This window comes from Xanthomonas sp. NCPPB 3442 (genome assembly GCF_056725145.1).
Map to the genome: position 1 here is coordinate 3,296,457 of NZ_CM161514.1, position 14,915 is coordinate 3,311,371.

Here is a 14,915-nt window from a genome sequence, read left to right on the forward strand (position 1 = left end):
GGCTCACAGGATGTTCGGCACTCCCGCGCTCCAAAAGCTGGTGCCTCCCCCGGCCCTCTACACCCCGCACCCATGACCTTCGACACCATGCCATCCGGCTGGCGAGGCGTAGAGTGCCGGCCACGGCCCCGGCGACGGGGCTTCCCATCGATGCTTCCGGAGTCCTTCGTGATTCGTACACCTCATTTATTGACGCTGACCCTGGCCGTGGCCACCGCCCTGAGCGGTTGCAAGAAGTCCGAAGACACCGCACCTGCGGCCCCTGCGGGCGACACCGCGGCCACTACCCCGGCAGCGCCCAAGACGCTGACCCTGGACCAGAGCAAGCTGCCGGCAGTGAACCAGTTCACCGCGGCCGACCTGGACCCCAACAGCAACGCCTGTACCGATCTGAACGCCTACGCCAATGCCAAGTTCCTGGCCGCCAACCCGGTGCCGAGCGACCGCACCAGCTGGGGCGCGTTCGAGATGCTCGACGAGCGCTCCAATGCGATCCAGCGGCAGTTGGTGGAACAGGCCGCAGCCGACAGCAAGGCCACCGGTGTGGAAAAGATCGTCGGCAACCTGTGGTCGACCGGCATGGACGAAGCCAAGATCAACGCGCAGGGCATCGAGCCGCTGAAGCCGGAACTGGCCGCCATCGACGCGATTAGGGACCAAGCCAAGCTGGTGGACTACCTGCGCAGCAGCGCGGCCAAGGGCAACAACGTCCTTTTCGGCTTCGGCGCCGAAGCGGACTTCAAGAAGTCCAGCCAGAACATCGCCTATGCCATGCAGGGAGGCCTGGGCCTGCCGGACCCGGAGTACTACACCAGCCCCGCCAACAAGGCCAAGCTGGAGGCCTACCAGGCGCACATCGCCAAGGTGCTGGAGCTGTCGGGCGTGGCCGCGGCCGATGCCGCCGCGCAGGCCAAGCAAGTGGTCGCGTTCGAAACCCGCCTGGCCAAGGTGTCCAAGACCAGCACCGAGCTGTCGCGCGACGCCTCGCTGGCCTACAACCCGATCTCCCCCGCCGAGGCCGACAAGCTGACCCCGAACTGGTCGTGGACCGAGTTCTTCAAGTCGCAGGGCGTGGCCACGCCGGAGATGTTCTCGCTGGCGATCCCCGCCTTCCATCAGGAAGTGAGCAAGATGATCGCCGATACCGACCCGACGATCTGGCGCGCGTACCTGCGCTTCCACACCGTCGATGGCGCTTCGCCGTTCCTGAGCCAGCCGTTCGTCGATGAGAACTTCGCGTTCTACAACAAGACAATGCGCGGCCAGAAGGAAATCAAGCCGCGTTGGAAGCGCGTGCTGGCCACCATCAACGGCCAGGCCGGCGAAGCGCTGGGCCAGCTGTACGTCAAGGTTGCCTTCCCGGCCGATTCCAAGGCCAAGATGGAAACCCTGGTGACCAATCTGCGTACCGCGCTCAAGGCCCGCATCGAAAAGCTGGACTGGATGAGCCCGGAGACCAAGACCAAGGCCATCGCCAAGTGGGAAAGCTTCACGCCCAAGATCGGCTACCCGGAAAAGTGGCGTGAGTGGAACGGCCTGAGCACCGGCCGCGACAGCTACCTGGGCAACGTGATGGCCGCGCAGGAATTCAACTACAAGTGGAACCTGTCCAAGATCGGCAAGCCGGTGGACAAGACCGAATGGAGCATGAGCCCGCAGACGGTCAACGCCTACTACAACCCGCTGCAAAACGAGATTGTGTTCCCGGCCGCCATCCTGCAGCCGCCGTTCTTCGACCCGAATGCGCCGGAGGAAATGAACTACGGCGGCATCGGTGCAGTGATCGGCCATGAGATGACCCACGGTTACGACGACCAGGGCAGCCGCTTCGGCGCCGATGGCAACTTCATCCCCGATCCGGGTTGGTGGACGCAGAAGGACCTGGACGCGTTCAAGGCACGCACCGGCAAGCTGGTGGCGCAGTTCGACGGCTACCGCACGCCGGCCGGCGACAAGGTCAAGGGCGACCTGACCCTGGGCGAAAACATCGCCGACCTGGGTGGCCTGAACACCGCCTACGACGCCATGAAGGCCGCCACTGCCGGCAAGGACGACCCCAAGACCGACGGCATCACCCGCGACCAGCGCTTCTTCCTCAACTGGGCCACGGTATGGCGTCGCAACTTCACCCCGGAAGAACTGGCCGTGCGCCTGAAGACCGACCCGCATGCACCGGCGAACTTCCGCGCCATCGGCGCACCGTCGAACATGCCGGCCTTCGCCGCCGCGTTCTCGTGCAAGGCGGGCGATGCGATGGTGCGTCAGGGCGACAAGCAGGTCGTGATCTGGTAATTGCGCAAGCGCGATAAAGCACGGGCGGCCATCGAAAGATGGCCGCCCGTTTTCGTTGTGCACCCGGTATTTGCCGCAGCGTCTTTCTCCAAATCCGCCAGCCGGCACCAACGACCGAGGCAGGCCATGCTCCTGCACTGGATGATCTTTCCTGCACGCACGCGCTGCCAGACCGATGCCGACCAACGGGTAGAACGCGCATCCTGCTGCGACGCAAGACCCGCAAACACCAGCTGCAATGCGGTGCGATCTGCAATCGCGCCTGCATGCAAGCCTCAACAAAACTCAACGCACGCGCCCCCTGGTGATGGGTCCGCTTATGCTCGGCGTTTATCCCAGCCACTGGCGCCCATGTCACACACCAAGACCTCCACGCTTGCCCTTGCCCTGCTGGTCGCCCTGGCAGGCTGCCAACGCGAAGCGCAAACCAGCAGCACGCCGGAAAAAACCGCGACCTCGGCACCTGCAGCGACAGCGGCCGCGAAACCTGCATTCGACATCGGCGAACTGGATGCAGCTACCAACGCGTGCCAGAACCTGGACGATTTCGTCAATGGCCGTTGGAAAAAAGCCAATCCCATCCCGGCCGACCGCACCAGTTGGGGGGTCTCCGACGTGCTCGTGGAGAACAGCCTGACCACCCAACGCCAGATTGCCGAAGACGCCGCAAGGCAGGCGGACACCCAAACCAATCCTGTCGCCCACAAGATCGGCATGCTGTATGCCTCGGGCATGGATGAAGCGGCCATCGAAGCGGCCGGCGACCGGCCGATCAAGCCACAGCTCGACGCCATCGCCGCGCTGACCTCAGGCAAGGAGGTTGCCGACTACATCACGCATCGTTTTGCCGAAGGCGATGCGCAGGTGTTCGATTTCGGCGCACGTGCGGACTTCAAACATGCCGACAGGCAGATCGGGTTCGCGCAGGAAGGTGGACTGGGCCTGCCGACCAAGGAGTACTACACCTCTCCCGAATACGCGCCTATTCGCGAGGCATATCTGGCTTACATCGCCAAATCCTTCGAGCTCACCGGCAGCACCGCAGACGCCGCCAAGGCACAGGCGAGCGAGGTCCTGGCGCTCGAAACACGGCTGGCCGCGGCCTCACTCACACGCACCGAGGCGCGTGACCCCAGGAACCAGTATCACTTCGTCAGCACGGCCGAGGCCGACAAACTCACGCCGCACTTTGCATGGAGCAATTTCTTCGCCGTGCAAGGCATCGACAGCGGTACCGGCTTTTCCCTGTCGCAGCCGCGGTTCTTCGCCGAATTCGATCGTCAGCTGGCGAACGCGCCGATCGCACAATGGCAGGCCTATCTGCGCTTCCACACCATCGACGACGCCTCCAAGCAGCTCAGCAAGGCCTTCGTCGACAACAACTTCGCGTTCTATGGCAAAACGCTGTCCGGGCAACCCGAACAGCAGCCGCGTTGGAAGCGCGTATTACGCACGGTCAACGGCGCAATGGGCGAAGGGCTGGGGCAGCTCTACGTCGCCAAGGTGTTCACGCCGGAAGCCAAACAGCGTGCCAGCGACTTGGTGGACAACGTGCGTGTTGCGCTCAAGGCGCGCATCGAGAACGTCGACTGGATGAGCCCGGAAACCAAGGCCAAGGCCATCGCCAAGTGGCAAACATTCCTGCCCAAAATCGGCTATCCCGACACCTGGCGCGACTGGTCGGGGCTGGAGATCGTGCCTGGCGCGTATTACCGCAACCTGCAGGCAGCAGCGAAATTCAATTATCACTACGACATCGCCCAGATCGGTAAGCCCACCGACCGGATGCGCTGGCAGATGACCCCGCAGACGGTCAATGCGTATTACGACCCCAGCACCAATTCCATCAATTTCCCTGCCGGAATTCTGCAGCCGCCGTTCTTCGACGCCAGTGCGGACGACGCCTTGAACTACGGCGGCATCGGCGCAGTGATCGGGCACGAAGCCACGCACGGCTTCGACGATGAGGGCCGCCAGTTCGACGGCGCCGGGAACAATGTCGACTGGTGGACACCGCAGGATCGCAAGGCCTTCGAGCAACGTGCCGAGCGACTGGTCAAACAGTTCGATGCCTACGTGCCGCTGCCCGACCACCCCACGGTGCACGTCAATGGCAGGCTCAGCCTGGGCGAAAACATCGCCGACCTGGGCGGTACCAACGTCGCCTACGATGCGTTGCAGGCAGATCTGCGCGCGCATCCGGAACGCGCCGTCGCGATCGACGGCTACAGCCCGGATCAACGCTTCTTCCTGAACTATGCACGCAGCTGGCGTGGGCAGACGCGCGAACAGCAGCAGCTGGTCTACCTGGCAAGCGACCCCCATGCGCCCGACAACCTGCGCGCCATTGCCCCGCCCTCGAACATGCCCTCCTTCGCCAAGGCATTTTCCTGCAAGGCCGGCGATGCGATGGTGCGGCCAGAAAAAGACCGTGTGGTGATCTGGTAAGCCTGCACAGGCGACGGCTGCAAGCGCTTCCAACACGGTGGCACCCGGTACAGGCCCGCACGCGGGGGCCTGTCGCATTCATGCAAGCGGCCGGCACCGAACACGAACCGGCGCGCGCGCCTGCCTGCGCGGCACGCAGCCTTGCTAAACTCCGCCGACTTCAATCTGGCCACCCTTCTTCTCGATGCCCACCATTCGTCCGCTTGCCCTCGCTCTTGGCTTCAGTCTGATCTCGCTGCTGTCCGCCCCCGACGCCGACGCCGCTCGCAAGAAGAAGGCCGCAGCGCCCAAGGCTCCGGCCGTCTCGGCGGCCTGCACCAATTTCTACGACTACGCCAACGCCAGCTGGCTCAAGGCCAACCCCGTGCCGCAGGCCGGCGCCGTCACCGCGCTGGGTCAATTGTCCGAGCGCGCCCTGCAGCAGCAGCGCGAGTTGCTCGATGCATCGATGAAGTCCCCGCAGGGCAACGTGCAGAAGCTGCTCGGCGATTTCTGGGCCAGCGGCCTGGACGAAGCGGCTGTGGAGAAGGACGGCTCCAATCCGATCGCCCCCCTGCTCTCGCGCATCGACGCGATCAAGAAGGCCAAGGATGTGCCCGCTTCCATCGCCGCGTTGCATCAGGTCGGTATTCCGGTCGGCTTCAATTTCGGCCCGGACGTGGACCTGAAGGCGCTCGATCGCCATATCGGCTACTTCATGCAGGGCGGCATGGGCCTGCCCGACCCGGCCTTCTACACCCGCACCGACGCCGACACCCAGGCGCTGATGGGCCGCTACCGCGCGTACGTCAAGCAGATCCTGGCGCTGACCGGCACCGCTGCCGACAAGCTCGACGCCGACGCCGCCTCCGTGCTGCAGATCGAAACCGCGCTGGCGCGTAGCGCGCAGTCGGTGCAGGGCATCAATAACCCGTTCAACAACTACGCACCGATCGCCACCAAGGAACTGGGCAAGCAGTACAAGAACCTGCGCCTGGCCGACTTTCTGGAGGCGCAGGGCGTCAAGGACGACCTGGTGTCGATGGCCGACCCGGCCATGTTCAAGCAACTCGACAGCATGATCGTCAGCATCAAGCCGGACCAATGGAAGGCCTACCTGCGCTGGCGCGTGGGCGATGCGATGGCGCCGTACCTGTCCAAGAGCTTCCACGATGCCGAATACCAGTTCCGTGGCCGTCTGCTGCGTGGCGATGCGGTGCCGCCGCAGCGTTGGCAGCAGGTACTGGACGCGATCAACGTGGCCGCCGGCCCGATGCTCGGCCGCGAGTACGTGGCGCGTTATCTGAGCAGCGACACCCGTCGCCAGGCCGAAGCCATCGCAGACCAGGTGCGCGATGCACAGCTGGCCGCGCTGGAGCGCACCGGTTGGGGCAACGGCGAGGTGGTGGCCGAAGCCAAGGCCAAGCTGGCCGCGATGAAGATCGAAGTCGGCGCGCCGCGACGCGACCTGGATTACACCGTGCAGCCGATGGGGCGCGGCAGCTTCGGCGGCAACATGCTGATCGCCTCGACCTGGCGCCACCGCGAAGAGATGAAGCGCATCGGCAAGGGCAACGCCGACCGTCGCTGGGACGTGCTGCCGCAACAGCCGGCGGTGGCCTACGACATTGCGCAGAACCGCCTGATCGTCACTGCCGCCGTGTTGCAGGCGCCGGTGTTGACCACCGGCGGCACCCAGGCCGCGCAGTACGGTGCCTACGGTGCGCTGGTCGCACACGAGATCACCCGTGCGATCGATGCCAAGGGCTCGCTGGTCGATGCCAAGGGCGAATTGCGCAGCTGGTGGACGCCGGCCGAAAAGGCGAGCTGGACCATGCTGACCAACAAGGTCGCCGCGCAGTTCTCCGCCTACCCGTACCCGGGCGTGCCCAACGCCAAGGTCAATGGTGCGCAGACCGCCGAAGAGAACCTGGCCGATCTGGCCGGCGTCGAATTGGCCTGGCAGGCGTTCAGCAAGGCGCAGCCGGCAGCCACCGAGGCCGACAAGCAGGCCTTCTTCACCGCCTGGGCCGGGCTGTGGGCACAGCAGTTGTCGCCCAACGAGGCGGTGCAGCGCGCAAGCGCCGACATCCGCGCACCGGGCCAGTGGCGCACCAATGGCCCGCTCTCGAACCTGCCCGAGTTCGGTGCAGCGTTCAGCTGCAAGGCCGGCCAGCCGATGCAGCGCGTGGATGCCGAGCAGTTGAAGATCTGGCGCTGAGTCAGGCGCCAGCAAGTCGCTGGCAATCAGCACGCAGTGGCAGGCAATAAAGAAGAGCGCGGACTCCGCGCTCTTTTTTTGTGCCTGGCATTTCGCCCATCCGTTGCTTACCTCAACGCGCTCTTCGTAGGGGCGGCCCGGCCGAGATGAAGCCTTGCCGGTAAAACCCCATCGCGGCCAGGGTCGCTCCTACGGAGCAGCGTGGATCTCAACGCACCACGCGCAACGGCGGCTTGCGCTTCCCGCCGCCCTTCCTTCCGCCGCTGCCGCCGAATGGCGACTGGCCGCGCCAGTAGCGGATCATCAGCCAGCCGAACAGCATGCCGCCCAGATGCGCGAAGTGGGCCACGCCAGGCTGCCAACCGGTCGCCCCGAGCAGTAACTCGATCGCGCCGAACACGATCACGAAGGTCCGCGCCTTCATTGGAATCGGCGGGAACAGCAGCATCACGCGCTGATTGGGGAACAGCATTCCGTAAGCCAGCAGCAAACCGAACACGCCGCCCGATGCGCCGACGACCGGCGCACCGCTTTGCGTGAACCAGGCCATCAGCAACTGGCACAGGCCGGCGCCGGCGACGCACACGAGGTAGTAGGTGAGAAAGCGCTTCTGGCCCCAGGTCTGTTCCAACGGCGCGCCGAACATGAAGAGCGCCAGCATGTTGAAAAATAGATGGTTGAAGCCGCCATGCAGGAATGCGTAGGTCAGCAGCTGCCAGGGCATGAAGCTGGCACCCGGCGAAAACGCATCGAAGCCGTTGGACAGCGGCCACAACATCAGCCACGACAACACGCTGTCCGATGGCAACACGCCAGCGCCCAGGTCGCCCACCGCCCATTGCAGCAGGAACAAGCCGATGTTGGCGATCAGTAATGCTTTGGTGACGGGCGGCAATTGAGGCATGGCGGCTTCCTTCGGAATGCTGCCGATGATAACGGCAGGCTTATGAAGGTCCCCACACGGCCGCATCCAGCCGCTGCGCGGCGCTGGCCCGGCGCACACGGCCACGTTCCACCTGGACGCCCTCGTCGCGCAGGCGCTGGCATTGCTCGCGGTAGCCTGCCGAGCCTTCGGGCAAGGCAATCCGGCCGTCGCTGCGCAATACGCGGTGCCAGGGCAGCTGCGGGTCGTCGTTGCCGCTGAGCACGCGTGCCACCAGTCGCGCACGGCCCGGCAGGCCCGCGCGCCGGGCAACTTCCCCATAACCGGCGACCTCGCCCACGGGAATTGCGCCGATCGCCTGAAGAATCCGCAGCCGCGCCTGCTCGCCGGACAGTGACGCGCTCTTGGAGCCTGCGCGCGCAGGTGGGCTGGCGGTGCCGCGCGGTGTTGGATGGCGAGATGTGGGCATCGCACAAGCATGCCAGCTGATGAGCGTGCGTGTGCGGATCGCCCTGCACGCGAGGGGAAGGTTGCAAGCCCTCTGCTCCCGGGAGAGGGCTTGAGGTGCGGGCGCAGCAGAGCAAACCGCCGGGGACACGCAATCAGTCGTCGTTTGTTCGTGGATAAAGGTACAACCAACCTTGAACATCAGGTCGCGTTGGATCGATGCGTCGCTTGTACCAGACCCTCACCCCAACCCTCTCCCACAGGGACAGAAGCTCGGTCCATTCTTCCATCGAGACACTGGGGGACCAGGTGGCGCGCAGCGCCGGATGAGGCTACGGCTGCCACTGGCTATCCCAGTCTGGCATTGATCAAGGCATCGCCTCATGCGCCGCCACGCGGCAACCCACCGTCGATGGCGACAGCGCCCCCCTCAATGCATCAACACAATCTCTTCAGACGAAGTGGGATGAATCGCCACGGTCTCCTCGAAGTCCCGCTTGGTCGCGCCCATCTTCACCGCCACCGCAAAGCCTTGCAGCATTTCGTCGGCGCTCTCACCCAGCAGATGGACACCGACCACACGTTCTTCCTCGCCCACGCACACCAGCTTGAACAGACTGCGCTGCGGCGCGTCGGCCAGCGCGTGCAGCATCGGGCGGAAATTGCTGCGGTACACGCGCACCGCACCGTTGTACCGTGCACGCGCCTGTTCTTCGGTGAGCCCGACATTGCCAAGCGGCGGGTGCGAAAACACCACGCTGGGCACGTTTTCGTAGTCCATGCGCGCATCCGGCTGATGACCGAACAGGCGATCCATCAGCTTGCGCCCTGCCGCAATCGCCACCGGCGTCAGTCCGACCTTGCCGCCCACATCGCCGATGGCGTGAATATTCGGCACGTTGGTGGTCTGCCCGTCGTCCACCACCACTTCGCCCTTGTCGCCAAGCGCAACGCCCACCGCCTCCAGACCCAGCCCGGCGGTATTGGCGCGGCGACCCACCGCAAAAAACACCTTGTCGAAGACGTCGTTGCCCTGCTCGCGCGGATGCACGCAATGACCATGCACGCGCAACGCACCATGCAGATCGCGCTCCAATGCGGTGGTGGTGAAACCGAAGTGCAGCCGCACGCCCAGATGGCGCAGGTTGTCGGCCAACTGCAAGGTCAGCTCCGCATCGAAGCGCTCCAGCAAACGCTCGCCCTGCACGAACAGATGCACGCGGCTTCCCAGGGCCTGCAGCAGCCCGGCGATTTCCACCGCGATATAGCCACCGCCGACAATCGCGACCCGCTCGGGCGCATGGCAGAGATTGAAGAAATCGTCGGAGACTTCGCCATGTTCTGCGCCCTCCACGTCCGGGCGTAACGGGTGTGCGCCGGTGGCGATCACGATGTGCTCGGCGGTCACCGGTACGCCGTCGCTGCCCATGACGGTATGGCGGTCCTGCAATACGCCGCGTTGCGGGATCAGGACCACGCCATCTTCGTTGAGGCGGCGTCGATAGCTGGCGTGGATGTTGGAGATGTACCCCTGCCGATGCGTGACCAGCTCCTGCCAGGCCAGCGTCGGGCGCGGCACCTCGAATCCCAGCGCGCTGGCCACCTCGATCTTGCCGGCCAGATCGGCTGCCAGCCACATCGCCTTCTTCGGCACGCAACCGAGATTGACGCAGGTGCCGCCCAGTTCGTCGGGCTCCATGATCGCCACGCGCGCGCCATGTCTTGCTGCGCGAAATCCAGCCGCGAGGCCGCCGGAGCCGCCCCCCAGAATCACCACGTCGTAGTCGTAACGCGCACTCATGCGAAACGCTCCGCCCGGTAAGGATGCGGGTCCAGCGCGGGTGCGCGGCCCGTGATCAGGTCGGCCATCAATTGTCCGCTTGCAGTGCTCATGCTGATGCCGAGCATGCCATGCCCGGCTGCGAGCCAGACGTGAGGATGGCCCGGCACCGCGCCCAGGACCGGCACGTCGTCCCAGGTCATCGGTCGCCATCCGTACCAGCGATCGATCACCGCAGGCCCGCATGGCGCCTGCAGATATTCGGCCGCTGCACGCTCCAACGCAGCCAGGCGTGTGGCATTGAGCTGCGTATCGCGCCCGGAAAACTCCATCGTGCTGCCGATGCGCAGGCGGTCGCGCCACGGCACCACGAACACCCAGCGGTCCTTCAACACCACCGGGCGGCGCGGCATCAGATGCGGCGCGCTGTAGGTAATCGAATAGCCCTTGCCGGCCTGCACCGGCAGGCGCAAACCAAGTTGCGCCGCCAGCACCGGCGACCATGGCCCGGTTGCGATCACCACTTCGCGCGCAGGGCGCTTGCCGTGCTCGGTCTGCACGCAGCTGCCAGCTCCATCGGGCACGATTGCCTGCACGCGGCAGTGCGCATCGATCACCACGCCACGTGCGCGCAGCACCCTCGCAAGCTCCGCGGTGTACTGCTCCGGGCGCAGATGGGCATCGCCCGGGAAGTGGATCGCACCGGCGATCCCATCGCGAAATGCGGGATCCTGGCGTACGTAGTCCGCACCATCGATGACCTCTGCCCGGATCCCCCACTGCGCCAGCAGCGCGCATTCGTCGCGGTATTGCGCAAAGCGGCGCGCATCGCCGAACACGTAATCCAGCCCGTCGTTACGAAACTCGCACTCCAACCCGTACCGCGCCACCCACGCGTCGAAGCGCTGCCGCGCGTCGTGCAACAACGCCGCGCGCGCCTGTGCACTGGCCTGCCAATCGCGTGGATTGCAGCGCCGCGCGAAACGCAGCAGCCAGCGCCACAACCCCGGATCCAGACGTGGCGGGATATACAGCGGCGCGTCCGGGGTGAACATCCATTTCAGTGCCTGCGCAATCATGCCGGGCGCCGCCAGCGGCGGTGCATGGCTTGGCGTGATGGTGCCGCAATTACCGTAGGAGGTCGCCGCGCCGGGCGCACCGGCATCGAGCACGCGCACCTGCCGGCCCGCTTCGACCAGTGCCAGCGCGGTGGCCAGGCCAATCGCGCCCGCACCGATCACCACCACATCATCGCGGCTGCCGTGCATGCAGGCGCTACCCGGCGCGCCCAGCGCCACGCCACATCGGCGGCACCTGCAGATAGGTCGCGCTGCGCCATAGCCATTCCATCGGCCCGAAGCGGAACCAGTGCAGCCAGCACCGGCTCAGTTGCACCTGCAGCGCGAACAGTGCCAGCGCGAACGGCAGTTGCCACACCCGCGGCAGCTGTTCGAAATAGCCCAGCCCGTAGCCGTAGAAGATGCCGGTGCAGACCAGCGATTGCAGCAGGTAATTGCTCAATGCCATCCGCCCCGCCGGCGCAAGCCATGCCAGACGCGGTGCCAGGCGCACCACCCATGCGGCGTAGCCCAGGCACATCAACGGCCCTGCAATCAGCGACAGCGCGAAGGCGCCGGACAGGCGCAGGTCCAGCCGCGCCGGATCGATCCACGGTTCCAATGCATAACTTGCCAGCATCACGCCCAGCCCGAGCGGCAACACGCCATGGCGCAGCGTCGCAAACAAACGGGGGAAGCGCTCGGGCGCGGCGATCGCACCGCTGCGCACGAACCAGCTACCGAACAGGAACATGCCGAGCATGGCCGGGCCATTGATGCTGAGCCCGGTCATCGCCTGCTGAAAGTCATGCCAGCGCTGCACCGTCGCCTGCAGGTAGGTGCCGCTGCCGAATGCGGCGCGCTGCGCCTGCACATTCGCCAGCGCCTGCTGCGCGGCGTCGGCCATCGCCGCTTTCCACTGCACCGTCGCGGCAGGATCGGCCTGCGCCAACTCGCCTGCCACCCCATACAGCAGGGTCAGCCCGGGTGCGCACAGGTACACCAACGCAGCGAACCACGGCAGCGTCACGGTCGGCACGTTGCGCGCACTGAGCAGCAGCAACGCCAGCAGGGCATAGGTCACCAGGACATCGCCGGACCACACCAGCAGCGCGTGGGCAAGCCCGATCGCCAACAGCCCGAGGGTGCGGCGCAGATACAGGCCGAAGAACGCGCGCCCGGCCTGCGCGGCGCGCTGCGCCATCACCGCAAAGCCCATGCCGAACAACAGCGAAAACAGCGTGTAGAACTTGCCTTGCACGAACACGTAGACCAGCGCATCGGCAACCCGGTCGGCGCCATGCCAATGCGGCTCCACGCCGGTCATGGCCAGATCGAGTGGCCCGACAAAGGCTTCGATGTTCATCAGCAGGATGCCCAGCAGCGCCACGCCGCGCAGGACATCCAGCACGACGATGCGCTCGGTCGCAGCAATGGGAAGCAGCACGTCGCGGGATGTCATCACGGCTCAGGCAACCAGATACGGCGGCACGCGCCGCAGAATGCAAACGGCCCGCCGATGGGGCGGGCCGTCAGGAACAGCAATCATGCACGCGCCGCGGCAAACCGCACGGATGGGCCGACATGCGCGTGGACTGCATGCGCCAGCGCAGCGCCGGATGACCGGCCTACGTCAGTGGCGCGCAGGCGTCCCACCCGTCCAACCGCCATGCGAGCGCGTGCCCCACCCTTAGTGGTGATGACCGCCGTCGCCGTGCACATGGCCGTGGTCGCGTTCTTCTGCGGTGGCTTCACGCACTTCGACGATCTCCACGTCGAAATGCAGATCCTTGCCGGCCATGGGGTGATTGAGGTCCACATCGACCACGCTCATGCCGACTTTCTGCACCGTCACTGCGCGCGGGCCAAAGTTGGTCTGCAGCACGACCTGGGTGCCGGGCACCAGCTTGGTGGCGCCGAAATGCTTCTTGGGCACGCGCTGGCTCAGGCCTTCGCGGTATTCGCCGTAGGCGTCGGCGGCCTTGACGTCCACGCCGAAGCTCTCGCCGGCCTCCTTCCCCATCATGGCCGCTTCCAGGCCCGGGATGATGTTGCCGTGGCCGATCATGATCGCCAACGGGTCACGCTCCTTGGAGCTCTCGATCGGCTCCTGGCCGATCTCCGAAACGGTGTAATGGAAGCGGACGACGCTGTCTTTTTCGATCTTCATGCCTGGCTCTGAATGGGCTGCCCGGTGGCAGACGGTTGAGGACGGCTTGTCGGCCGCCGGGTGCGCCGCCATCATGGCGACCTTTCGAACCGCCCATTATCCCGGCTCCATGCATATCACGCCAGTTTTCGCCGCCCGCGCCCGTTGCGCCGCGGCCAGCCTGTTGCTGGGCCTGCTGCTCCTGGGGGGCTGTTCGTCGCACACGCCGGTTCAGCGCCCGGCCGCGCCACCGCCGACAACGCGCGTGTGGCCGCAGGTAACGCCGGCCGACCCGGCCGCCGCCAACAACATCCTGATGCGCGCGCTGGGGTTGGTGGGCACCCCATACCGGTTCGGCGGCAACACGCCGGAGACCGGGTTCGACTGCAGCGGGCTGGTCACCTATGTCTACCGGGATGTATTGGCGCTGGCGCTACCGCGCACCTCCCGCGAACTGGCCGCAATTCAGGGCCCGCGCATTCCGCCCGAGCGACTTGCCACCGGCGATCTGGTGTTTTTCGGCTCCGGCGGCAACGTGACCCACGTTGGCATTTATGTCGGTGAAGGCCGCTTCGTGCATGCCCCTACCACGGGCGGTACGGTCCGCCTGGATTTCCTTGATGGAGCTTACTGGCGTGACCATTATTCAGGTTCGAAGCGGGTTTTGCACTGAAATGCGACGTAGATCACAAGTCATAAAACGGAAAGTTAACTTTTTTTGAACGTAACGATTCTTTCACCAGGGCATCATCTCGCATCGACAGCAGAACTGTGATTCCCGCGTGACGAACGACGAACAGATCAAAACTGGCGCCGCACCGCTTCCGCCCCGGAAACCGCTCCGCCTGCTATGCGCCACCGCTCTCTTGATTGCAGCACTTCCCGCATTCGCGCAGACCGCCAGCAGCACGCCATCCGCTTCGCAGACGACCACGCCTGACAGCGCCGTCGCCGCCGAGAAAGCCGCAACCCGTAGTCGCGCCGACGCCGCTGCCACTGCAACACTGGCCGCCCTGCTTCCGCACCTGGCTGCCAACGACGCCATTCCGCTGATGGACCGCTCGGCAATGTTCGCCGGCGATCTCAGCCGCCTGCTTGCCAACTACGACGTGTCGCAGAGCGCAGCCAATGCGGCCCAGAACGCCGTGGCCGACAGCCGCGTGCAGGTGATCCTGCAGCGCGCCATGGCCCTGCTCGGCACTCCGTATGTCTGGGGCGGCGAGTCCACCGAAGGGTTCGATTGCAGCGGCCTGGTCGGCTATGTGTTCAAGACTGCGCTCGGCATCGACCTGCCGCGCGTCTCGCGCGACATCGCCCGCGACGAATCGGCCGAACTGATCAAGGACCCGAGCGCGCTGAAGGCTGGCGACCTGGTGTTCTTCGGCAAGCGCGGTCGTATCGACCATGTCGGCCTGGTGGTCGGCGACGGCAAGTTCCTGCACGCGCCCAGCCGCGGCAAGGACGTGCGCGTGGATTCGCTGGCGAGCGGCTACTGGAGCGAGAAGTTCATCCAGGCGCGTCGCGTGCTGTAACGCTCGGTTGCCCGGACTCAGTCAAGCAAGGCCGCGACGATCTCGCGGCCTTTTTGTTGTGCGGAACCCGGCCGCGACGTCCGTGTGCGACTGCGCAGGCTCTCGGCGCCTACCGGCCCACGTGCC

Annotated in this window: 11 protein-coding genes; 5 read left to right on the plus strand and 6 right to left on the minus strand. The window is 65.5% G+C overall.

All coding sequences use genetic code 11. The features are described from left to right. Window positions 1-189 precede the first annotated feature (189 nt). The 3 genes from AC1POX_RS14265 (at window position 190) to AC1POX_RS14275 (ending at window position 6,940) form a co-directional block, all read left to right on the plus strand. The gene (locus AC1POX_RS14265) at window positions 190-2,292 is read left to right on the plus strand and encodes a M13 family metallopeptidase (protein ID WP_338334353.1); all 2,103 of its coding nucleotides are present in this window, start codon (window positions 190-192) and stop codon (window positions 2,290-2,292) included. Between the two features lie 351 nt (window positions 2,293-2,643). Continuing rightward, window positions 2,644-4,740 (plus strand): M13 family metallopeptidase, encoded by a 2,097-nt coding sequence (locus tag AC1POX_RS14270; protein WP_218555120.1) that lies wholly within the window; start codon window positions 2,644-2,646, stop codon window positions 4,738-4,740. A 184-nt stretch (window positions 4,741-4,924) separates the two neighbouring features. Continuing rightward, window positions 4,925-6,940: a M13 family metallopeptidase gene (locus AC1POX_RS14275; RefSeq protein WP_014090552.1), complete on the plus strand. Its 2,016-nt coding sequence runs from the start codon at window positions 4,925-4,927 to the stop codon at window positions 6,938-6,940. Window positions 6,941-7,148: 208 nt separating this feature from the next. Here the strand turns inward: AC1POX_RS14275 and AC1POX_RS14280 are convergent, their stop codons facing one another. The 6 genes from AC1POX_RS14280 to AC1POX_RS14305 all read right to left on the minus strand — a co-directional run bounded on the left by AC1POX_RS14280 (window position 7,149) and on the right by AC1POX_RS14305 (window position 13,278). Then, window positions 7,149-7,844, minus strand: a complete 696-nt coding sequence (locus AC1POX_RS14280) for a rhomboid family intramembrane serine protease (protein WP_014090553.1) — start codon at window positions 7,842-7,844, stop codon at window positions 7,149-7,151. 40 nt (window positions 7,845-7,884) lie between these two features. Next, window positions 7,885-8,292, minus strand: a complete 408-nt coding sequence (locus tag AC1POX_RS14285) for an MGMT family protein (RefSeq protein ID WP_011347973.1) — start codon at window positions 8,290-8,292, stop codon at window positions 7,885-7,887. 408 nt (window positions 8,293-8,700) lie between these two features. Next, window positions 8,701-10,071 (minus strand): glutathione-disulfide reductase, encoded by a 1,371-nt coding sequence (gene gorA, locus AC1POX_RS14290; protein WP_029819774.1) that lies wholly within the window; start codon window positions 10,069-10,071, stop codon window positions 8,701-8,703. Continuing rightward, window positions 10,068-11,348, minus strand: coding sequence for an NAD(P)/FAD-dependent oxidoreductase (locus AC1POX_RS14295; RefSeq protein WP_029819775.1), 1,281 nt, complete (start codon window positions 11,346-11,348; stop codon window positions 10,068-10,070). The genes gorA and AC1POX_RS14295 overlap by 4 nt, the downstream gene beginning before the upstream one ends. Continuing rightward, window positions 11,326-12,570 (minus strand): DUF418 domain-containing protein, encoded by a 1,245-nt coding sequence (locus tag AC1POX_RS14300; RefSeq protein WP_057681403.1) that lies wholly within the window; start codon window positions 12,568-12,570, stop codon window positions 11,326-11,328. Before AC1POX_RS14300 ends, AC1POX_RS14295 begins: the two co-directional genes overlap by 23 nt. A 228-nt stretch (window positions 12,571-12,798) precedes the next feature. Then, the gene (locus tag AC1POX_RS14305) at window positions 12,799-13,278 is read right to left on the minus strand and encodes an FKBP-type peptidyl-prolyl cis-trans isomerase (protein WP_014090558.1); all 480 of its coding nucleotides are present in this window, start codon (window positions 13,276-13,278) and stop codon (window positions 12,799-12,801) included. Window positions 13,279-13,387: 109 nt separating this feature from the next. Between AC1POX_RS14305 and AC1POX_RS14310 the strand changes: the two genes are divergently transcribed. Next, a complete protein-coding gene (locus AC1POX_RS14310) occupies window positions 13,388-13,930 on the plus strand; it encodes a C40 family peptidase (protein WP_011347978.1) in 543 nt (180 codons plus the stop codon). A gap of 109 nt (window positions 13,931-14,039) precedes the next feature. Next, window positions 14,040-14,789, plus strand: coding sequence for a C40 family peptidase (locus AC1POX_RS14315; RefSeq protein ID WP_011347979.1), 750 nt, complete (start codon window positions 14,040-14,042; stop codon window positions 14,787-14,789). Window positions 14,790-14,915 lie beyond the last annotated feature (126 nt).

Bases quoted from the DNA above. Each gene is read 5' to 3' on its own strand.
- AC1POX_RS14270 (WP_218555120.1), top strand. From the start codon at position 2,644: ATGTCACACACCAAGACCTCCACGCTTGCCCTTGCCCTGCTGGTCGCC.
- AC1POX_RS14275 (WP_014090552.1), top strand. From the start codon at position 4,925: ATGCCCACCATTCGTCCGCTTGCCCTCGCTCTTGGCTTCAGTCTGATC.
- AC1POX_RS14280 (WP_014090553.1), bottom strand. From the start codon at position 7,844: ATGCCTCAATTGCCGCCCGTCACCAAAGCATTACTGATCGCCAACATC.
- AC1POX_RS14285 (WP_011347973.1), bottom strand. From the start codon at position 8,292: ATGCCCACATCTCGCCATCCAACACCGCGCGGCACCGCCAGCCCACCT.
- gorA (WP_029819774.1), bottom strand. From the start codon at position 10,071: ATGAGTGCGCGTTACGACTACGACGTGGTGATTCTGGGGGGCGGCTCC.
- AC1POX_RS14300 (WP_057681403.1), bottom strand. From the start codon at position 12,570: ATGACATCCCGCGACGTGCTGCTTCCCATTGCTGCGACCGAGCGCATC.
- AC1POX_RS14305 (WP_014090558.1), bottom strand. From the start codon at position 13,278: ATGAAGATCGAAAAAGACAGCGTCGTCCGCTTCCATTACACCGTTTCG.
- AC1POX_RS14310 (WP_011347978.1), top strand. From the start codon at position 13,388: ATGCATATCACGCCAGTTTTCGCCGCCCGCGCCCGTTGCGCCGCGGCC.